At 55.9% G+C, this 19,032-nt stretch carries 16 protein-coding genes, 4 tRNA genes and 1 other RNA gene; 6 read left to right on the top strand and 15 right to left on the bottom strand.

Annotated features, from left to right (window positions below; translation table 11 throughout):
* Positions 1 to 138 precede the first annotated feature (138 nt).
* Positions 139 to 1,089 carry a magnesium/cobalt transporter CorA gene (gene corA / locus E5C26_RS00955; RefSeq protein ID WP_012004659.1) on the bottom strand — a complete coding sequence of 317 codons (951 nt, stop codon included), beginning with the start codon at positions 1,087 to 1,089 and terminating at the stop codon, positions 139 to 141.
* A 434-nt stretch (positions 1,090 to 1,523) separates the two neighbouring features.
* On the opposite strand from corA, the gene E5C26_RS00945 reads away from it, so the two are divergent.
* Positions 1,524 to 2,003 (top strand): WbuC family cupin fold metalloprotein, encoded by a 480-nt coding sequence (locus E5C26_RS00945; RefSeq protein ID WP_135314676.1) that lies wholly within the window; start codon positions 1,524 to 1,526, stop codon positions 2,001 to 2,003.
* Between the two features lie 43 nt (positions 2,004 to 2,046).
* Here the strand turns inward: E5C26_RS00945 and uvrD are convergent, their stop codons facing one another.
* The 6 genes from uvrD to lptM form a co-directional block, all read right to left on the bottom strand.
* A complete protein-coding gene (gene uvrD / locus E5C26_RS00940) occupies positions 2,047 to 4,209 on the bottom strand; it encodes a DNA helicase II (RefSeq protein WP_112363631.1) in 2,163 nt (720 codons plus the stop codon).
* Positions 4,210 to 4,286: 77 nt separating this feature from the next.
* Positions 4,287 to 5,003: a 5-amino-6-(5-phospho-D-ribitylamino)uracil phosphatase YigB gene (gene yigB, locus E5C26_RS00935; protein WP_135314750.1), complete on the bottom strand. Its 717-nt coding sequence runs from the start codon at positions 5,001 to 5,003 to the stop codon at positions 4,287 to 4,289.
* Complete coding sequence (gene xerC / locus E5C26_RS00930) at positions 5,003 to 5,914, bottom strand: tyrosine recombinase XerC (RefSeq protein ID WP_135314675.1); 912 nt, start codon at positions 5,912 to 5,914, stop codon at positions 5,003 to 5,005. Before xerC ends, yigB begins: the two co-directional genes overlap by 1 nt.
* Positions 5,911 to 6,615 (bottom strand): DUF484 domain-containing protein, encoded by a 705-nt coding sequence (locus tag E5C26_RS00925; protein WP_135314674.1) that lies wholly within the window; start codon positions 6,613 to 6,615, stop codon positions 5,911 to 5,913. Before E5C26_RS00925 ends, xerC begins: the two co-directional genes overlap by 4 nt.
* Positions 6,612 to 7,436 carry a diaminopimelate epimerase gene (gene dapF, locus E5C26_RS00920; protein ID WP_012004653.1) on the bottom strand — a complete coding sequence of 275 codons (825 nt, stop codon included), beginning with the start codon at positions 7,434 to 7,436 and terminating at the stop codon, positions 6,612 to 6,614. Before dapF ends, E5C26_RS00925 begins: the two co-directional genes overlap by 4 nt.
* 57 nt (positions 7,437 to 7,493) lie before the next feature.
* A complete protein-coding gene (lptM, locus tag E5C26_RS00915; RefSeq protein ID WP_017891271.1) occupies positions 7,494 to 7,700 on the bottom strand; it encodes an LPS translocon maturation chaperone LptM in 207 nt (68 codons plus the stop codon).
* Between the two features lie 78 nt (positions 7,701 to 7,778).
* On the opposite strand from lptM, the gene cyaY reads away from it, so the two are divergent.
* Complete coding sequence (gene cyaY, locus E5C26_RS00910) at positions 7,779 to 8,099, top strand: iron donor protein CyaY (RefSeq protein ID WP_012004651.1); 321 nt, start codon at positions 7,779 to 7,781, stop codon at positions 8,097 to 8,099.
* 46 nt (positions 8,100 to 8,145) lie between these two features.
* On the opposite strand, the gene E5C26_RS00905 is transcribed toward cyaY, so the two are convergent.
* On the bottom strand, positions 8,146 to 10,698 hold the full coding sequence (locus E5C26_RS00905) for a class I adenylate cyclase (protein WP_135314673.1): 2,553 nt from the start codon (positions 10,696 to 10,698) through the stop codon (positions 8,146 to 8,148).
* A gap of 316 nt (positions 10,699 to 11,014) precedes the next feature.
* On the opposite strand from E5C26_RS00905, the gene hemC reads away from it, so the two are divergent.
* Genes hemC through hemY form a run of 4 tightly spaced genes read left to right on the top strand, consistent with a single transcriptional unit; the run spans position 11,015 to position 15,041 of the window.
* Positions 11,015 to 11,956, top strand: coding sequence for a hydroxymethylbilane synthase (hemC, locus tag E5C26_RS00900; protein WP_135314672.1), 942 nt, complete (start codon positions 11,015 to 11,017; stop codon positions 11,954 to 11,956).
* Positions 11,953 to 12,693 (top strand): uroporphyrinogen-III synthase, encoded by a 741-nt coding sequence (gene hemD, locus E5C26_RS00895; protein WP_135314671.1) that lies wholly within the window; start codon positions 11,953 to 11,955, stop codon positions 12,691 to 12,693. The genes hemC and hemD overlap by 4 nt, the downstream gene beginning before the upstream one ends.
* A gap of 23 nt (positions 12,694 to 12,716) precedes the next feature.
* Positions 12,717 to 13,841, top strand: coding sequence for a uroporphyrinogen-III C-methyltransferase (gene hemX, locus E5C26_RS00890; RefSeq protein WP_135314670.1), 1,125 nt, complete (start codon positions 12,717 to 12,719; stop codon positions 13,839 to 13,841).
* 3 nt (positions 13,842 to 13,844) lie between these two features.
* Positions 13,845 to 15,041 carry a protoheme IX biogenesis protein HemY gene (gene hemY / locus E5C26_RS00885; RefSeq protein WP_135314669.1) on the top strand — a complete coding sequence of 399 codons (1,197 nt, stop codon included), beginning with the start codon at positions 13,845 to 13,847 and terminating at the stop codon, positions 15,039 to 15,041.
* Positions 15,042 to 15,715: 674 nt separating this feature from the next.
* Here hemY and E5C26_RS00880 read toward each other — a convergent pair.
* From E5C26_RS00880 to wecG, 7 genes are all read right to left on the bottom strand, one after another.
* Positions 15,716 to 15,843, bottom strand: a non-coding RNA gene (locus tag E5C26_RS00880) — RtT sRNA.
* Between the two features lie 32 nt (positions 15,844 to 15,875).
* Positions 15,876 to 15,952, bottom strand: a tRNA-Pro gene (locus tag E5C26_RS00875).
* A gap of 76 nt (positions 15,953 to 16,028) precedes the next feature.
* Positions 16,029 to 16,115: transfer RNA gene (locus tag E5C26_RS00870), tRNA-Leu, on the bottom strand.
* 43 nt (positions 16,116 to 16,158) lie between these two features.
* Positions 16,159 to 16,234 (bottom strand) — tRNA-His (locus E5C26_RS00865).
* A gap of 59 nt (positions 16,235 to 16,293) precedes the next feature.
* Positions 16,294 to 16,370 (bottom strand) — tRNA-Arg (locus E5C26_RS00860).
* A gap of 135 nt (positions 16,371 to 16,505) precedes the next feature.
* Complete coding sequence (thrP, locus tag E5C26_RS00855; RefSeq protein ID WP_135314668.1) at positions 16,506 to 17,909, bottom strand: bifunctional threonine/serine APC transporter ThrP; 1,404 nt, start codon at positions 17,907 to 17,909, stop codon at positions 16,506 to 16,508.
* Positions 17,910 to 18,278: 369 nt separating this feature from the next.
* On the bottom strand, positions 18,279 to 19,019 hold the full coding sequence (gene wecG / locus E5C26_RS00850) for a lipopolysaccharide N-acetylmannosaminouronosyltransferase (protein WP_099062184.1): 741 nt from the start codon (positions 19,017 to 19,019) through the stop codon (positions 18,279 to 18,281).
* Between the last annotated feature and the right edge of the window lie 13 nt (positions 19,020 to 19,032).

Genomic DNA, 19,032 nt, shown 5'->3' with positions numbered 1-19,032 from the left:
TGACAAAGATGTCATTCTGTTCTAAATGAAATGTTAAATGCCGGACGGCGTGTTGGGGAAAATAGGGGGTCGGGAAGGAGAATCAGGAGACAACAGCAACCGGGGGCGATAATCATCGCCCCCGATCAAAGGAGAAGGTTATAGCCAGTTTTTGCGCTTGAAGTACAGATAGGGGGCCAGCCCCGCCAGGATCATCAGGCTGATGGCGCCAGGATAACCGAACGACCACTTCAGCTCCGGCATAAACTCAAAGTTCATCCCGTAGCTTGAGGCCACCAGCGTTGGCGGCAGAAACACCACCGACACCACCGAGAAGATCTTGATGATGCGGTTCTGCTCGATGTTGATAAAGCCCATCGCCGCCTGCATCAGGAAGTTGACTTTCTGGAACAGCGATTCGTTGTGCGGCAGCAGGGATTCGATATCGCGCAGCACTTCACGCGCCTGTTCCAACTGGCCGGTCGGCAAACGAGCCTTACGCACCAGGAAATTCAGCGCGCGCTGGGTATCCATCAGGCACAGACGGACCTTCCAGCCGATATCTTCCAGCTCGGCCAGCGTCGACAGCGCCTCATCGTATTCATCGCCCTGATGGCCCTCCATGATCACCCGGCTGAGCTTTTCCAGATCGCTGTAGACGTTTTCGATCTCGTCCGCCAACTGCTCAATCTTGGTTTCGAACAAATCCAGCAACAGCTCATAGGCATTGCCGTCAACCATCGTCAGATTACGGGCGCGCATGCGGTACAGGCGAAACGCCGGCAGTTCACGCTCACGCAGGGTATACAAACGACCATCGCGAATGGTGAAAGCCACGGTAGAGTTGCCGGCATGATCTTCCGCATCTTCAAAATAGAAGAAGGAGTGAATATGCAGGCCATCTTCGTCTTCGAAGAAACGCGCGGAGGCTTCGATATCATCCAGCTCCGGGCGTGTTGCCAGGCTTTGGCCCAGCTCGTTTTGCACGCGCTCACGTTCGCCTTCTTCCGGCTCAACCAGGTCAACCCACAGTGACGTAGTGAGATCATCGGAGTCATCCAACTCCAGACGGGACAGACGGCTGTTATCTAATTTAAACGCGCTTAGCATCAGCTAAAACTCCCTTGTGGTGACAGGGGTAAACAACGCGTGGAAGCACAGAAACAGGGGGATGTTGTATCGCCAGCTTGTTTCAGACCATGATGGATCTGACTCATAGCGACACAGAAGAGGTCGCCGACAACCACGAAGGCTATCAGCTCAATGGGATAGCCTTAGAGGTTGAACCTGTTGTTGTCCAGGTCAGTGAGCCAGTATCTACTGGGTGTGTCCAAGGCGTATGTCCTCATTGATAATAGTGCGCGCATGTTACGCCGAGAAGAAAAAGCCTGTCAACCGGTTAGGCTCGATAATTGCGCAACAATTCATCGCTATAACCGTTGGGTAAAATCAGCGATAACTGTCACGAAAAAGCTACGGCAATCTCTGACCCCGCTCGGGAATGTTGCTAAGATGAGGCCACGATAAGCTTGCGGACTTTACCGATGAAACAAATTACTGCCCACGACCTGACCAGCATGAGTGAACAGGCCGCTACAGTAGCACGCCTGCGCGCGCACCGTACGTTACACGAAGAGTTGAGCGACCCGGTGCAGCGACTGGCGATTGCCATGGAACCCGGTACCTATATCCGCCCCCACCGCCACCCACAAACCTGGGAACTGCTGACACCGCTACGCGGCCGCTTTGTGGTGCTGCAGTTTAACGAGGATGGCGTCGTCACCCAACGCACCCTGCTCGGCGAAGAAACCAAAGTGCTGGAGATGCCGGCGTTTACCTGGCATGCCGTGCTGTCGGTTGATCCGGGTGGCGTAATATTCGAGGTGAAACAAGGGCCTTATCAGGCGTTGTCCGAAGAAGACTGCATGCCGTGGGCACCGCAGGAAGGGGCCGAAGGTACCGAGGCGGTGATGCGCTGGTATGCCACCGCGCAGATTGGCGACCACTATACCCGTTCAGTTTGACGTGACCACAGGGGCGGATCATTCGCCCCTGTTAGCACCGGCCTTAGACCGTTTCCAGACGGGCGTAGGCGGCCACCAGCCACTTGATGCCTTCGCCCGGGAAAGCAATCTGCAGTCGACTGTGTTCGCCGCTGCCTTCCAGATTGACGATAGTCCCTTCACCAAACTTGGGGTGGCGCACTCGCTGGCCCAGCTTGTAACCGGTGTCGTTTTCGCTGATCGGCGTGCCCATGCGGCGGTGATTCGCCGGCCGTGAGACACTGGCGCGCAAACGCACTTCTTCCACACACTCCTCCGGCAGTTCGCCGATGAAACGTGAAGGCCGGTGATAAACCTCTTTACCGTACAGACGACGGGTTTCGGCATAGGTCAGCGTCAGTTTCTGCATGGCGCGAGTCAGCCCAACGTAGGCCAGGCGGCGCTCTTCTTCCAGCCTGCCGCCTTCGTCCAGCGACATCTGGCTCGGGAACATCCCCTCTTCCATGCCGACAATAAACACCTGCGGAAACTCCAGCCCCTTGGCCGAGTGCAGGGTCATCAACTGCACCGCGTCCTGATAGGCATCGGCCTGCCCCTCGCCCGCTTCCAGCGCGGCATGTGACAGAAATGCCTGCAGCGGCATCAGATCCTGATCTTCATCCTGATAACTGTACTGACGCGTTGCCGTCACCAGTTCCTCAAGGTTTTCGATACGCGCCTGACCTTTTTCGCCCTTCTCCTGCTCATACATAATGAACAGCCCCGAGTCGCGGATCACCCGATCGGTCTGGACGTGCAGTGGCATATCGGCAGTTTCGTGCGCCAGCGAATCCACCAGTTCGGTAAAGCGTTGCAGCGCAGATGCCGCGCGCCCGGCCAGTACCTTGTCCTGCAACAGTGCGCGGGTGGCTTGCCACAGAGTCAATTGACGATCGCGGGCCGTACGACGCACTTCGTCCAGCGTCCGGTCGCCAATGCCACGGGTCGGCGTATTCACCACGCGTTCGAACGCAGCATCGTCATTACGGTTGGCGATCAGCCGCAGATAGGCCAATGCATCCTTGATTTCCTGCCGCTCGAAGAAGCGTTGCCCGCCATAAATACGGTATGGCATCGCCGTTTGCAGCAGCGCCTCTTCCAGCACGCGTGACTGGGCATTGCTGCGATAAAGGATGGCACAGTCATTCAGCGCACCGCCGTTTTCCTGCCAGGCTTTGATGCGGCCCACCACGAAGCGCGATTCATCCAGTTCGTTGAAGGCACAGTAAACTGAGATCGGCTCGCCTTCACCGCCTTCAGTCCACAGGTTTTTCCCCATGCGCCCGCCGTTGTTGGCGATCAGGGTATTGGCCGACTTCAGGATATTGCTGGTCGAACGGTAGTTCTGTTCCAGCAATACGCTTTGCGCACCGGGGAAATCCTTCAGGAAGCGTTGGATATTTTCTACCTGAGCGCCGCGCCAGCCGTAAATAGACTGATCATCGTCACCGACGATCATCACGTTGCTGTTATTACCGGCCAGCAGGCGTATCCAGGCGTACTGAATGCTGTTGGTATCCTGAAACTCGTCCACCAACACGTTGGTGAAACGTTCACGGTAATGATTGAGGATATGCGGCTTGTTCAGCCACAGCTCATGGGCACGCAGCAACAGTTCGGCAAAGTCCACCAGCCCGGCGCGATCGCAGGCTTCCTGATAGGCCTGGTAGATACGCAGCCAGGTCGCTTCCACCGGGTTGTTGTAGGTTTCCACATGCTGCGGACGCAGGCCTTCATCCTTTTTGCCGTTGATGTACCACATCGCCTGACGCGGTGGCCATTGCTTTTCATCGATATTCAGCGCTTTGACGATGCGTTTGAGCAGGCGGAACTGGTCGTCGCTGTCGAGGATTTGGAAATCCTGCGGCAGGTTGGCATCCAGATGATGAGCGCGCAGCAGCCGATGAGCCAGACCGTGGAAGGTACCAATCCACATGCCGCCCTGGCTGGTGCCAATCAGGTGTTCGATACGGTGGCGCATTTCCGCCGCCGCCTTGTTGGTGAAGGTCACCGCCATAATGGAATACGGCGAGCAGTTCTCTACCGCCAGCAGCCAGGCAATGCGATGCACCAGCACCCGGGTTTTACCGCTGCCCGCGCCGGCCAGTACCAACAGGTTGCCACGTGGCGCCGCCACGGCTTCGCGTTGTTTTTCATTCAGGCTGTCGAGCAGATCGGAAACGTCCATAGGCACCATTAATTGGTAAGGGAAAGCGCGTCAGAGACGCGATTCCACTGGGAATTTATACAGAGTTCTGGCAGGGATTATAACAATGCTGTCAGCGATGCCAACTGCGAAATCTCAATATGTGGCAGCAGACGGCTGTCGGCGGCCTGCATCAGGCTGCGCTGGCGGTCGTTGACCCAACAGGCCTGCAGGCCGGAACGCAATGCCCCGGCGACGTCGGTGGTCAAGTCATCACCCACGTGAAGAATGCGTTCAGGCGCTACCCCCAACCGCTCGGCGGCCAGTTGATACATGTCCTGATAGGGCTTGGCGCGGCCATCCGGCCCGGAACGCAGCACAAACTGGAAGTAACCATCCAGTCCGCACAGTGCCGGATCGGCATTGCCGTTGGTGATCGCCACCAGCGGGAAACGTTCACCCAGTGCTTTCAGGGTGGCATGGGTCGCGTCCGGTACCTCGATGCGACTGCGCCACAGCGCAAAGTTCTGCATCGCCGCATCGGCACCGATGGCCGCTTCGGCATCACGCAGCCCCTGACGGCTCAGCGCCAGATGGATAGCACGCCAGCGCCACTGGGTGACATCGTGATAAATCTCCGGATCCTGTTCGCGCAGCTCCTGGCGCAGGCGATGAAAATCTGCCGACTGGAAGTGGTTCAGCCCAGGATGGTAGTTCTGCAAAAAGGCTACCGACTGCAGCTCGGTCTGTTTGATCACCGGCCGATTGTCGTACAGCGTGTCGTCCAGATCAAAAGTCAGCGCCGCCAGCGGTCGTAACGGACGATAAAAATGCATCATGATTTCCCCCGTTTGGCACGTGGATGCGCGGCATCGTACACGTTCGCCAGATGTTGAAAGTCGAGGTGGGTGTAGATTTGGGTGGTGGTCAGATTGGCGTGACCGAGCAGTTCCTGCACCGCACGCAGATCGCCGCTCGACTCCAGCATATGGGTGGCAAACGAGTGGCGCAGCTTGTGCGGATGGATATGGCTGTTAACGCCCTGTTTGACGCCCCACTCGGCAAAACGCTTTTGCACGTTGCGGGTCGAGATACGCTTGCCCTGATTAGACAGGAACATGGCATCGTCCGATGGCCCGAACAGATCTCGCATCGCCAGCCAGTGTTCCAGCCAGGTCACCGCCGTGCGGCCCACCGGCAGCTTGCGTTCCTTGCTGCCCTTACCCAACACCCAGATTTCACCGGCGGCAAGGTCGACATGGCGGCAATCGAGCCCCACCAGTTCCGAAAGACGCAGCCCGGCACCGTACATGACTTCAAGCATGGCGCGATCGCGTACCGCCAACGGATCGTTAAGATCGATATTCAGCAGCTGATTCATTTCATCGACGTCGATATTCTTCGGCAGATGACGACCACTGCGTGGCGTTCGGATCCCTTTGGCGGGGTTGGCAATCAGCATACCCTGGCTGACCTGCCAGTCGAGAAAACTGCGCAACGCCGACAGGCGCAATGCGAGGCTGGAAGACTGTAATCCGGCACGTTTGCTGCGCGCCGCAAGCTGTCGGACTTTAGCGGCGTCCAGCAACGGCCACTCCGTGACGCCAATGTCCTGCGCCAGCGCCATCAGCGCCTGCAGTTGACGCGAATAACTCAGTTGGGTGAGCGGGCTAAGCTGGCGCTCGACCTTCAGATAGCGCAAAAAAGCGTCCACCGGCTGTTGCAGGCTGGCCGCCAGCAGAGTCATGCGCGTTCGACCCAGCGTTCCAGCAGTTCCGGCAGCATACGCGCCAGTTGATTGAGCATTACCGTACCCATACCCTGCTGGTAGTGTTGCGTATCGCGGCTGCTGAAAATCACCATGCCCAGTTCACCGTCTTCACCCAGCATCGACAACGCTACCGAACCGACCATCTTGGCCTGTGGCAGCAACAACAGCAGTTCGGGCCCATTCAGGCTGCCGAGGAAATGTTGTTGGTCACCCAGGCGCTGAATACGCAGCGGTTCAAACGACGAACGCGTCAGGGCGAGGTGGGTGAAATCGGAAGGCGCACCGATTTTCCAGCTTTCAGAAAACAGGCGAATATTGGCGCCGGCCAAACCGAAACCCCGCGCCCATCGCTGCAGGCGATTGAGCATATCCTGCAGGCTGTCGGCGGTGGCCAGATTGGCCTGCAGATGCAGCAGGCTGGCAAACAGCGTTTCGTTGGCGCTGGCCTGCTCCATCAGCAGGGTGATTTCTTCTTCCAGCCGGTTGATATGGTTACGCTGGCGGGCCAGATGCCACTCGACCAGCGACACGGTACCGCGAACGGGATGGGGAACGCGCATCTGTTCCACCAACCGCGCATTGCGGATAAAGAAATCCGGGTTTTGCAGCAGAAACTGCATCACGGTATCGTCGTCAAGCTCAATGCCTGCGACAGCCTGGTCCTCAACACTCTTCATAGATGAATAAATCCGTCATATACATGGGTTGCCGGACCGGTCATAAACAGCGGGCTGCCCGGTCCTTTCCAGCGAATATGCAGGCTGCCGCCCGGCAGTTCTACATGCACCTCTTCTGACAGCAATTCCTGTTGGATCCCCACTGCCACTGCCGCGCAGGCACCGCTTCCGCAGGCCTGGGTTTCGCCGGCACCGCGCTCATACACGCGCAATTTGATGTGCTCACGGCTGACAATTTGCATAAAACCAATATTGGCCCGCTCAGGGAAGCGCTCATGCCCTTCCAACACCGGCCCGAGCAATTCCACCTTGGCGGTTTTTACATCATCCACCTGTAAAACACAATGCGGGTTGCCCATCGACACCACGCCGCACAGCACCGTGTGTTCCGCCGCGCGCATGATGTAAGTCTTTTCTTCTTTGGTCGCGCGAAAGGGAACCGTCTGCGGATCGAAGTTCGGTTCGCCCATGTTCACGCACACCAAATCGTCATCGGTGACGCTCAGCACCATACGTCCGGTCTGGGTGCTCACGCGAATATCGCGCTTGTTGGTCAGCCCTTTCAGCCGCACAAAGCGGGCAAAACAGCGAGCACCGTTGCCACACTGCGCCACTTCACTGCCGTCGGCGTTAAAAATGCGGTAGTGGAAATCCAGTTCCGGATCGTAAGGCGGTTCTACCACCAGCAGCTGGTCAAAGCCAACGCCCAGGTGCCGATCGGCCAAACGGCGGATCAGCTCGGGTGAAAAATAGACATTCTGTGTAACGGCATCGACCACCATAAAGTCGTTGCCCAGACCGTGCATTTTGGAGAACTGCATATCATACTCCGCTATCCGTCTTGGTTTGCGGTGGCCTGTGCCGCCGCAAATAGGGTGTTACTGAGCGCTCATCGACGGTTTTTGCTGAGAGCTGGAAAGTTCCTGCTGATTTTTCTGTACCTGTTCGCCGGTCTGAACCTGAGTAGCCGGTTTCTTAGTGCTGGCCGGATCGGCTGGAGGGAAGTACAGCGGGCCTTTCAGACCACAGCCGGAGAGCCCGGCAAGCAGAACTGCCATCAGCGCATAGCGTAGTTGTTTTTTCATTTGCATTAATGCCTGTAATTCATGCGTCCAAGGTCTCTATAATCGCAGGTGGATCATGAAAAGCAATAGGAATTGAATATGAACGATAGTGAGTTTCACCAGTTGGCTGACCAACTGATGCTTAATATTGAAGAGACACTGGACGATTTTGATGGCGATGCGGATATCGATTACGAAACCAACGGTGGCGTAATGACGTTAAGCTTCGAAAATGGCACCAAAATTGTCATTAATCGCCAGGAGCCTCTGCATCAGGTTTGGCTGGCGACCAAGACCGGCGGCTATCACTTTAACTACCGTGATGGCGTGTGGCTCTGCGATCGCAGCGATCGTGCGTTCTATCCGTTGCTAAGCGAAGCCGCCAGCGCACAGGCCGGCGAAGAAGTGAAATTTGCCTGAAAATAGCCGCACTCGCAGGGGTTCAGTTTACTGAGCCCCTGCGATGTCAGTGCAGCTGGAACTGCTGTTTCAGCGGCTGAGCCGCACCGTCGGCCAAGGGAACACACAGGCTCGACAACACGTTACTGCGGAATGGGATCACCTGAGTACGGCCATCAAGCTGCACTATCTGGTAGAACTGCGGCAAATTGAAGTTGATAAAACTGGAACCGTAGGTGAAGCGATCGTGCGAGGAAGAATAGAAACGGCTGACGTCACGTACCAGTTCTTCTTTACTGCCTTCACAATGGTGATAAACCTCAACCCGGTTCGACTCATCCAGAATATAGATGTTAAAGCCCTTGTCGTCCGAGGTGTCTTCAAAGAAGAATTGAATAATCCCCTCACTGGCAAAACCATCCACAACTGGCGGTAAATGCACCTGATCGGTTTCCACTTTGATCGACAGGCCATGCAATTTGTTGTGGGAAATAGCACCGTAAAATTCCACCGCGTTTTCCAGCTTTTGCACCGACACGCTCAGCCGCTCAAAGAACAGGCCCCAGGTCTGGCCGGCAACCCGTACCGCTTTAAAGCGGCCCGGTTCCAGTCGGGTGCTGGACAAGCGCAGTTCAATGCACTCTGACACCAACTGCTGAATGCGGGTACGGATCAAACCGCGCAGATGCTGGCTGTAGCAGAACACCTCTACCGATTCCGGTGGGGCGGCGTCCTGATGCATTTTGCCAAGAATGGTCTTCAAGGCTTCCAGCACCGATTGCTCACCGCTGAAATGCAGAGTACGCACTTCGTTCCAGGAGTTGCGATACAAGAGATCGATACTGCCCACCAGGCACTGTTGTTGCTGACCAAAGCTGAACACATCAAGCTTGCGGAAATCGAAATGCACCACCTGATTGCGGAAGGCGGCGGTCGGATCGTTTTCCAGATTGACGATAATCGCCAAATGGCGAATTTCACACGGGCTGTACAAGGCTTTTGGCGTGGGTGCCGCCAGCCGCAGCGGGAAGTGGTGCGACACATCGGCCACCAACTCCTGCAGTTTGGCGGTGTCACACAGGTTGCCGCTCTTGATATGCAAACGGGTCTTCGGTGTCAGCAGGCCGTTGAAATAAGCCCAGGCCACCAGCTTGTTCAGGTAACGGTTATATTCCAGCGGTTGATGGCTGACAATCGAGTCCATGGCCGGCGCCTGGTTGTACAGGTACCAGCCGGTGCGGTTGGCGCGGCCAACCGGCACGTGAATAAAGGTTAAGTCGTCTTCTGACAGATCCGGCGAAATCTGCGGGTTCACCAACGTCACCTTGCCGGGCAGCGCTTCAAACGCGGCATACAGCTTGCGGGTCAGCACCCCAATATCCTGAGGGCTGGCGCTGACGCTGAGGTTGTTGCGACGGGCGAAGCGGATCAGGTTGCGGTAGCTTTGCATCATCGCATCCAACAATTCGTTGTGCGCTTCCCGCACCCGCTCGATTTTCCAGTTGGCGCGATTATCCAGGATAGCCAGACGTTCTTCGTCCCAGCCCCATTCGCTGACCAGCTGGCTGAGGATCTCACGACGCCAGCCGACGCACGCGTTGGCACGCGACAGTTTTTCACAGACTTTCAGGTAGAAGCAGCGGCGGACCAGATCGAGGCGGGTGGTATCGTTGATGGCGTTCAAATAATGCGTGACACGTTCGAGCATCATACAGTAGGCGTCGAGACCAAAGCAGACGATCTCACCCTGATGCAGGCGCTGTTTGATGTCCATCGCCAACAGTTGAGTATTCGGGTATTCCCAGGAATAAGCTTCCAGCAACAGGGTCTTCAGCACCGCCTTGTAAGGCGAGTCGATACTTTTGTACAACTGCCACAGGCTGGCACCGAAGTATTCTTCCGCCGACAGCGTACCCAAACCACCAAGATCCAGCCATTCGTTCGGCGTTAACGCGCCTTGCGAGTACAGCGACAACACATACTCATCGTAATGTGCCTCTTCTTCGCCCGGCACCATGTTCCACAATATACGTTTGCCAGCCAGGCGCACTGCGGTACGGTAAAATTCGTCCAGCAGCAGGATATGTTGGGTAGAACCGCAGTCTTCACCGCCCAGGCTGCCGCTTTCGTTATGGCGGAAGCGGTTTTCATCGATCAGGAAGAAGCTGACTTCGACCCCCATCGACGCCGCCCATTTTTCCAACAGGCTGCATTTCTGCTGCAGGCGATTACGCTCTTCGTTGTCCAGCCAGGACTGGTGGCACACCCAGATGTCGAGATCCGAGCTGCAACTCTGGCCGATCGACGAGGTGCTGCCCATCGAGTAAACCCCGGTAATCGGCAGTTCACCGCTGGCCAGCTTGTCAAACGGGCTGCCCCATTTGTCTTCTAAATCGTTGAGGTAATCTTGCTGGGTTTCATCAGGCGTGTAGATACAAACGCCATGGGGAACGTTACCGTTCAGATAACCTGGCATCAGTGGGTGGTGGTGGTGCAATAAGGTAGGCAGCAGACTGTATACCCGTTGGAACGCGGGCTTCATGGCCGCTAGGGCGCGATCGATTCGTAATTGATTGATCGCATCCAGTCTCTGCTTCAGTGTCTCGATGTAGAGGTACAAGACGTCTCGCCTGATTATCCCGGTATTTAGAAAAAAACCCGTATTCCATAAGCGCCGTTAGTGTTGGAAGAATATTTGGCAACTTATTGCTGGAAACGTGATCAATCTAACACCTTGCTGATTGACCGTAAAGGAAGTAACGCTTCACTATTATTGTAGCGCCACTCCAAACGATTTACCCGCAGTGTTAACTGCCCCAAAACACATCACACGTCCCGTTGATTCCGTTGTCCTTTCTTCGCCTGCGGCTTCTTGCACTGACAGTTTTCACACTCAGTGGTAGGATGAACGGCGAATTATAAAAACGGTAACAAGCATGTTAGACAAAATTATTCGAATTGCCACCCGACAAAGCCCACTCGCTCTCTGGCAGGCACATTATGTGCAGCAGCGCCTGATCGCCAGCCACCCCGGCCTGCAGGTCGAACTGGTGCCAATGGTAACGCGGGGCGACATTATTCTGGATACGCCACTGGCGAAAGTCGGTGGTAAAGGGCTGTTTGTTAAGGAACTTGAGCTGGCGCTACTCGATGGCCGCGCCGATATCGCCGTCCATTCGATGAAAGACGTCCCGGTAGATTTCCCCGCCGGCCTGGGTTTAGTGACCATTTGCGAGCGCGACGATCCGCGCGACGCATTTGTATCCAATCGTTTCGCCTCGCTGGATCAACTGCCGCAGGGCAGCGTGGTCGGCACCTCCAGCCTGCGCCGCCAGTGCCAGTTACGTGAGCGTCGTCCGGACCTGATCGTGCGCGATCTGCGCGGCAATGTTGGCACCCGCTTGTCAAAGCTGGACAACGGTGATTACGACGCCATTATTCTGGCGGTCGCCGGGCTCAAGCGCCTGGGTCTGGAGCAACGTATCCGCAGCCCGCTGAGCCCGGAAGAGTGCTTGCCGGCGGTCGGTCAGGGTGCGGTGGGCATTGAGTGCCGCCTCGACGATGAAACTACCCGTGCGCTACTGGCCCCGCTCAATCACGCCGTAACCGAAACCCGCGTTCGTGCCGAACGTGCGATGAATACCCGGCTGGAGGGCGGTTGTCAGGTGCCGATCGGCAGCTATGCCGAACTAGATGGTGACAGCCTGTGGCTGCGTGCGCTGGTGGGTTCTCCGGACGGCAGCCAGATGGTGCGCGGCGAACGTCGCGGCCCAGCGGCGCTGGCGGAACAAATGGGCGTTGAGCTGGCGGAAGAGTTGCTGGCACAGGGCGCGCGCGAAATCCTACAGGATGTTTATCAGGGAAATCCTCCAGCATGACTATACTGGTAACCCGCCCTTCTCCTTCGGGAGAGCAATTGGTCAGCCGACTGCGTGCGCTCGGCCGGGTTGCCTATCATGCCCCGCTGATCGACTTCGCCCCTGGCGGTGACCTGCCCAAACTGCCGCAGGCGTTGCAGCAACTCAATGATGGCGATTTGGTGTTTATCCTGTCGCAACATTCGGTCAGCTACGCCAACTCGGTGATGGGTCGCGTTGGGCTGCCATGGCCTGCCAGACTGACCTATTATGCTATTGGCCGTAATACCGCACTGGCGATGCACCGCATCAGCAGCCTGCCGGTGGAATATCCACGCGAGCAGGAGATCAGCGAAACGCTGCTTCTGTTGCCGGCGTTGCAGAAGCTGGACGGCAAACAGGCATTGATCCTGCGCGGCAACGGCGGACGCGAGCTGCTCGGCAACAGCCTGAGTGAGCGCGGGGCCGCCGTCAGCTATTATGAATGTTATCAACGCAGCCCGGTGCACTATGATGGCAGCGAGCAAAGCGCCCACTGGCAACGTGCCGGTGTTGATACGCTGGTAGTCACCAGCGGTGAAATGTTACAACAGCTCTATACTTTAGTTCCTGATTACTACCGTTCATCGTGGCTGTTGCGTTGCCGCCTGGTAGTGGTGAGTGAACGCCTGGCTACCCTCGCCCAGGAATTGGGCTGGAGCACAATTCGGGTAGCTGATAACGCCGATAATGACGCGCTGATCCGCGCGCTACAATAAACCTGACTATGGGATGTGCCACTATGACGGAACAAAATACCCCCTCCGCCCCGGTTGAAGAGCCAACCCCAGTGGCTGATAGCCCCAAGCCACCAGACGCTAACCCGCGTAAAGGTAAAAATACCGGCCCGGTATTGGGCGCAATCGCCATCGTGCTGGTTATTGCCCTGGGCGCGGGTGGCTATTACCACACACATCGACAGGCACAGCAGTTAATCACCGCCAATCAAAACTTGCAGCAGCAGCTTGAAGCGCTGAAACAGAGCCAACAGCAAGAAAAAAATGCGCTGGAAGGCCTGTTGCAGCAACAGGGAAAAACGCTGGATGCCGCCGACCGCGAGCAAGCGACCCTGACGCGACAACTGAGTGAGCTGCAAGAAAAAGTCGCCATCATCTCCGGCAGCGACGCCAAAACCTGGTTGCTGGCGCAGGCCGACTTCCTGGTGAAAATGGCCGGGCGTAAACTGTGGAGCGATCAGGACGTGACTACCGCCGCCGCCCTGCTGAAAAGTGCCGATGCCAGCCTGGCAGACATGAACGATCCGAGCCTGCTCGAGGTTCGCCGGGCCATCACCGAAGACATCAGCACGCTGTCCACCCTGACCCAGGTGGATTTCGACGGTATCATCCTCAAGACCAATCAGTTATCCAATCAGGTTGATAACCTTCGCCTGGCGGATAACGACAGTGACGAAGCGCCGATGGATCAGGACAGCAGTGAGCTATCGAGTTCGATCAGCGAATGGCGACAAAACCTGACCAAAAGCTGGCACAACTTTATGGCCGACTTTATTACCGTTCGCCGCCGTGATAGCAGTGCCGAACCGTTGCTGGCTCCGAACCAGGACATTTACCTGCGCGAGAATATCCGTTCGCGCCTGTTGGTTGCCGCTCAGGCGATCCCACGCCACCAGAACGAAGTATATAAACAGTCGCTGGAAACCATCTCAACCTGGATCCGCGCCTACTTTGATACCACCGACCCGGCCACGAAAGCTTTCCTGGAAGAGTTGGATGCCCTGAGCCAGCAGTCAATCACCATGGACGTGCCGGACCAGTTGAAAAGCCAGCCACTGCTGGAAAAACTGATGCAGACCCGGGTACGTAATCTGATGACCCAGTCCCCTGCCGCTCATCAGGAGGGATAAGCCATGTTACGCGTGCTATTTCTGTTCCTGGTGCTGATCGCCAGTGTGGTCGTCGGGCCGATGTTAGCCGGCCATCAGGGCTATGTGCTGATTCAGACCGATAACTACAATATCGAAACCAGCGTCACCGGCCTGGTGATCATGAACGTCCTGCTGTTTGTCGTGCTGCTGGTGATCGAATGGATCCTGCGCCGCATCTTCCGTACCGGTGCTCATACCCGTGGCTGGTTCCTGGGACGCAAACGCAGCCGTGCGCGCAAGCAGACCAAGGCCGCACTGATCAAACTGGCCGAAGGCGATTACAAGCAAGTTGAAAAACTGCTGACGCGCAACGCCGATCATGCCGAACAGCCGGTGGTTAACTACCTGCTGGCCGCCGAGGCCGCGCAGCAACGCGGTGACGACTTCCGCACTAACCAATACCTGGAACGCGCCGCCGAAGCCGCCGATACCGACCAGTTGCCGGTAGATATCACCCGCGTGCGCATCCAACTGGCGCAGGGCGAAAACCATGCCGCACGTCACGGGGTCGATCGCCTGCTGAACCAGGCGCCGCGTCATCCGGAAGTGTTGCGTCTGGCCGAGCTGGCTTATCTGCGCACCGGCGCTTTTGCCTCATTGTTGGAAATTCTGCCGTCGATGAGCAAGATCAACCTGCATACCGAGGCTGAACTGCAGGCCCTGCAGCAGCAGGCCTATATTGGCCTGATGAATCAGGCCATGGCGGATGAAGGCAGCGAGGGTCTGAAACGCTGGTGGAAAGATCAGAGCCGCAAAACTCGCCATGAGGTTCCGCTGCAAATTGCGATGGTGGATCACCTGATCGAATGCAATGACCATGAATTGGCGCAGGAAATCGTGCTTGATAGCCTGAAGCGCCAGTACGATGAGCGTCTGGTGCTGTTGATCCCGCGCCTGAAGTCCGGCAATCCTCAGCAGTTGGAGAAAGCGCTGCGCCAGCAGGTGAAGCTGCATGGTGCCACACCGCTGCTCAACAGCACGCTGGGTCAGCTGTTGATGAAACACGGCGAATGGCAACAGGCGGCCGATGCATTCAGGGAAGCGCTGAAACAGCGTCCGGATGCCTACGACTACGCCTGGTTGGCGGATGTGCTGGATAAGCTGCACCGCTCGGACGAAGCAGCCCAAATGCGTCGTGAAGGCCTGATGTTGACCCTGAAGCAGAACGGCGATTCATAACGGTATTACCGAGTGAACAAAGCGCGGCATGATTGCCGCGTTTTTTTTCGCCTGTCGCTTATGTTCAGGCAAAAAAAACACTTGCCGCGGTGGCAAGTGTATAAAAAAGCAATCAGGTCTAGGACAACAGGGGCGGTGCCTCACTCAACGTTATGCCCGGAGTGTGATGTCTGCGGCTGCAAGCAACGCTGACATCGTTCTGGTGGGCAATAGGCACCTTAAATCGGCTCTGCGTCATTCCCAGGGTTTATGAAGCCTAAGCAAACATAAGAGGTGGAATGAGCATCTACAGAGTAGATATTGCACTTGGCATGCCAACTTTGGAAAAAGTGCCGTTTAGCTTGAATAAAATTAACTAACCAATTGAATTAAAAGTAATTTAAAAACAACAGTAAATTAACCGCCTCTCATCAGATGTTACCCCACTCGCCCCCTGGCCCCAGAAGATATGTCGCCTTATAACGACGACTTAAGCCAAAGTGATTTTTATCTTATTAAATCATGATGTTATATGTCTCAACCTGGCGACAATACACCATGCCGATGTCGCTGAAAGCCAACAGGGTTCCAAAAACCCAAAGCAGGACAGCAAGACAGCAAGAAGTTAAAAGTGAGGTTTACCGAATGGCAGAAAGCGAAAAGCCCGTTCATTGCTGAACGGGCTTTTCTGAAAGTGGTCGGCGAGAGAGGATTACTGCATCTGCGATGCTGCCCTGCGGGCCGTTGCTAAAGCAACGTTGTCTCGCTGCGCTCGGCTCAAACCTCCTTCGGAGGTGCTCATCCTGTAAACTACAGACGTAAAAAAACCCGCTAAAGAGCGGGTTTTCTTGAATGTGGTCGGCGAGAGAGGATTCGAACCTCCGACCCACTGGTCCCAAACCAGTTGCGCTACCAAGCTGCGCTACTCGCCGATTTCTTGTTGCAGATACTACCGAATCTTATCGCTTATGTCTATGTAAATATTAAATTTATTAGACATTTTGTGTGTGGTGCGAAGAGAGGGACTTGAACCCTCACGTCCGTAAGAACACTAACACCTGAAGCTAGCGCGTCTACCAATTCCGCCACCTTCGCACAGTCACAAAACAGCTTACAATTCTTCACTTCTCTTAGGAAGTGGGGTGGCTAATGGGACTCGAACCCACGACAACTGGAATCACAATCCAGGGCTCTACCAACTGAGCTATAGCCACCATAACTTCTTAACTTCACGCGGTAATACTACCACCGCAGCTCTTGCACACAAACTTAATGGTGCGCCCGACAGGATTCGAACCTGAGACCTCTGCCTCCGGAGGGCAGCGCTCTATCCAGCTGAGCTACGGGCGCATAGCGCCGTTGCGGGAGGGGATACTACGGTTTTAACCCAATCCTGTCTAGTGCTTTTTCGCAGAAATGTTGCGTTTGATTACGCTTTGCTCACTCCTGCGCAAGAAAGGGCTATCCGTAGCCCTTTTTCACCGGTTATTGCTGGGTTTCTGTCCGTTTTTCAGCCGGATGATGTTTCTTGTGCATACCGAAAGCAAAGTAGCACAGGCTGACTGCCGCCAGGAATATCGCCCCAACCAGCAAAGAAATACGGGTATCCGGGTTAATTCCCATGCCGATCAGCACGCAGACCAGGAAAGCGATGGTCAGATAGTTCACATAGGGGAACATAATCGACTTAAAGCTGTGGGTTTTGATCGCTTCTTTATGGGCACGGCGGAAATACAGCTGGCTGATCAGCACCACAAACCACGGCACCATACCCGGCAGCACGCTGGCGCTGTAGACATAGACAAACACCGCCTGCGGATTGGGGATCAGATAATTCAGTCCAGAGCCGACCAACAGACAGGCGATGGTCACGGCAATACAGTTCACCGGCACGCCGCTGGCAGAGAGTTTGGTCAGCGAGGCAGGCAGTTGACGGTTCTTGGCCAGCGCGTACAGCATGCGCCCCCCGCTATACATACCGCTATTACAGCCAGAGAGTGCAGCGGTCAACACCACGAAGTTAATGATGCCGGCGGCGGCAACGATGCCGATTTTGGCGAAGGTCAGCACAAATGGGCTGCCGGTGGTGCCGATACCGTTCCATGGGAAGATGGTAACAATGACAAAAATGGCGCCGACGTAGAAGATAAGGATGCGCCACAGGATGTTGTTAATCGCGCGTTTCAGCGTCACCTGTGGGTTCTTGGCCTCACCGGCGGTAATGCCGACCAGCTCAACCCCCTGATAGGACGCCACGACAATACACAGTGCAAACAGGAAGCCCTTCCAGCCGCCGGCAAAGAAACCGCCGTGCTCGGTCAGGTTGGCAAAACCGATAGGCTGCCCCCCATTGCCAAAGCCAAACAGGATCACCCCCAGCCCGACCAGAATCATCACAATGATGGTGGTCACCTTGATCATGGCAAACCAAAACTCCAGCTCACCGTACAGGCGCACCGCCGCCACGTTAGCCAGCGCGACCATCGCCACCGCGATCAGCGCCGGCAGCCACTGCGGGATCTCCGGGAACCAGAACTGCACGTAGACCCCAATGGCGGTAATTTCCGAGATGCCGACGGCAATCCACATAAACCAATAGCCCCAGGCGGTCAGATAGCCAAAGTAGGGACTCATGTATTTATGGGCATAAACGGCAAAGGAGCCTGCGACCGGTTCAAGGAACAGCATCTCGCCCATCGAACGCATAATAAAGAACACGAACAGCCCGGCGATGATATAAGCCAATAATACCGACGGCCCCGCCCATTTCAATGTGCTGGCCGACCCCATAAACAGGCCGACGCCAATGGTGCCGCCCAGAGCAATCAGCTCGATATGCCGGGCTTCCAGCCCCCGGTGTAGTCCTTGCGGTTTTTCAGTCTGTGGCATAAATCCTCGATAATATTCTTTTGATTGTGTCTGCATGCCGGCCGTTACCGGTCGTTATTGTTTTAATGAAAAATAGCGTAAATCATCCCCCGCCGCTCAGGCGGACATCAGCTTGTAATAGGACGGTCTTACGGCGGAGAAAAACGTCGTTCAATGCGGCCACATCTGGCGCCAACAGCTGGGGATAATTTCAGGGCGGTATCGTTTCGCATTTTGCCGCTATAAGCAAACCGCAATTTAAAACTTTATGGAATAAATGAAGGTGGGTTTAGGGACTGAGGTTATAGGAATGCTGGCTTATCAGCCATAACGCGGATTAATTGAACAATTCATTGCGTCGGGGCAGAATATTCCACCCCAACGCCTGCATTACATTTTGCCGCGATAATAGTAACTCACGAACTTCAGCAACCGGAGCTGGCGCCCGATACGGCTTGGCTGGCTGAGCAGCCGGTAGAGCCATTCCAGGCCGAGGTTCTGCCAGACCTTCGGCGCACGCTTAACATGCCCGGTGAATACGTCGTAGGTCCCGCCTACGCCCATATACAACGCTTGCGGATGTACCTTGCGGCAGTCACGCATCAGGATTTCCTGTTTCGGCGATCCCATCGCGACCGTCACTATAGCGGCGCCGCTGGCACGGATGCGTTCAAACAGCGATTCACGCTGTTCCGGTTTGAAATAACCGTCCTGGCTACCGACCAAATTCACATTCCACTGGCTACGCAGCTTCTGTTCGGTTTCCGCCAGCACCGAGGGTTTACCACCGATCAGGAACACCGGCGTTCCCTCACGGCCGGCGCGTTGCATCAGCGCTTCCCACAGGTCGGCTCCGGCTACGCGAGAGACATCGGCACCCGGATATTTACGACGAATTGACCGCACCATGCTGATGCCGTCGGCATACTTGTACTCCGCCTCATCCAGCAAGGCATGCAGCTCAGTGTCCTGCTCTGCCGTCAGGATTTTTTCGGCGTTCATGGCAACCAGCGTGCCCCGCTTTACGTGGCCACCGTCGAACAGAAAATCCATGCACTGCGCCATATCGCGAAATCCCCACAGGCTGAAACCGCGCAGCTCATATTTGGGAACCGAGATTTTTGCTTCCATCTTGTTATTACCC

Origin of the sequence: Serratia proteamaculans, assembly GCF_004684015.1 — a bacterium.
Classification (GTDB): Bacteria; Pseudomonadota; Gammaproteobacteria; order Enterobacterales; family Enterobacteriaceae; genus Serratia; species Serratia proteamaculans_F.
Note: the sequence above shows the minus strand (reverse complement) of the source record. Positions and strands in the feature narration are given on the sequence as shown.

Bases quoted from the DNA above. Each gene is read 5' to 3' on its own strand.
- cyaY (WP_012004651.1), top strand. From the start codon at position 7,779: ATGAACGATAGTGAGTTTCACCAGTTGGCTGACCAACTGATGCTTAAT.
- hemX (WP_135314670.1), top strand. From the start codon at position 12,717: ATGACGGAACAAAATACCCCCTCCGCCCCGGTTGAAGAGCCAACCCCA.
- hemY (WP_135314669.1), top strand. From the start codon at position 13,845: ATGTTACGCGTGCTATTTCTGTTCCTGGTGCTGATCGCCAGTGTGGTC.
- thrP (WP_135314668.1), bottom strand. From the start codon at position 17,909: ATGCCACAGACTGAAAAACCGCAAGGACTACACCGGGGGCTGGAAGCC.
- hemD (WP_135314671.1), top strand. From the start codon at position 11,953: ATGACTATACTGGTAACCCGCCCTTCTCCTTCGGGAGAGCAATTGGTC.
- uvrD (WP_112363631.1), bottom strand. From the start codon at position 4,209: ATGGACGTTTCCGATCTGCTCGACAGCCTGAATGAAAAACAACGCGAA.
- lptM (WP_017891271.1), bottom strand. From the start codon at position 7,700: ATGAAAAAACAACTACGCTATGCGCTGATGGCAGTTCTGCTTGCCGGG.
- E5C26_RS00945 (WP_135314676.1), top strand. From the start codon at position 1,524: ATGAAACAAATTACTGCCCACGACCTGACCAGCATGAGTGAACAGGCC.
- E5C26_RS00925 (WP_135314674.1), bottom strand. From the start codon at position 6,615: ATGAAGAGTGTTGAGGACCAGGCTGTCGCAGGCATTGAGCTTGACGAC.
- hemC (WP_135314672.1), top strand. From the start codon at position 11,015: ATGTTAGACAAAATTATTCGAATTGCCACCCGACAAAGCCCACTCGCT.
- corA (WP_012004659.1), bottom strand. From the start codon at position 1,089: ATGCTAAGCGCGTTTAAATTAGATAACAGCCGTCTGTCCCGTCTGGAG.
- yigB (WP_135314750.1), bottom strand. From the start codon at position 5,003: ATGCATTTTTATCGTCCGTTACGACCGCTGGCGGCGCTGACTTTTGAT.
- dapF (WP_012004653.1), bottom strand. From the start codon at position 7,436: ATGCAGTTCTCCAAAATGCACGGTCTGGGCAACGACTTTATGGTGGTC.
- wecG (WP_099062184.1), bottom strand. From the start codon at position 19,019: ATGGAAGCAAAAATCTCGGTTCCCAAATATGAGCTGCGCGGTTTCAGC.
- xerC (WP_135314675.1), bottom strand. From the start codon at position 5,914: ATGACTCTGCTGGCGGCCAGCCTGCAACAGCCGGTGGACGCTTTTTTG.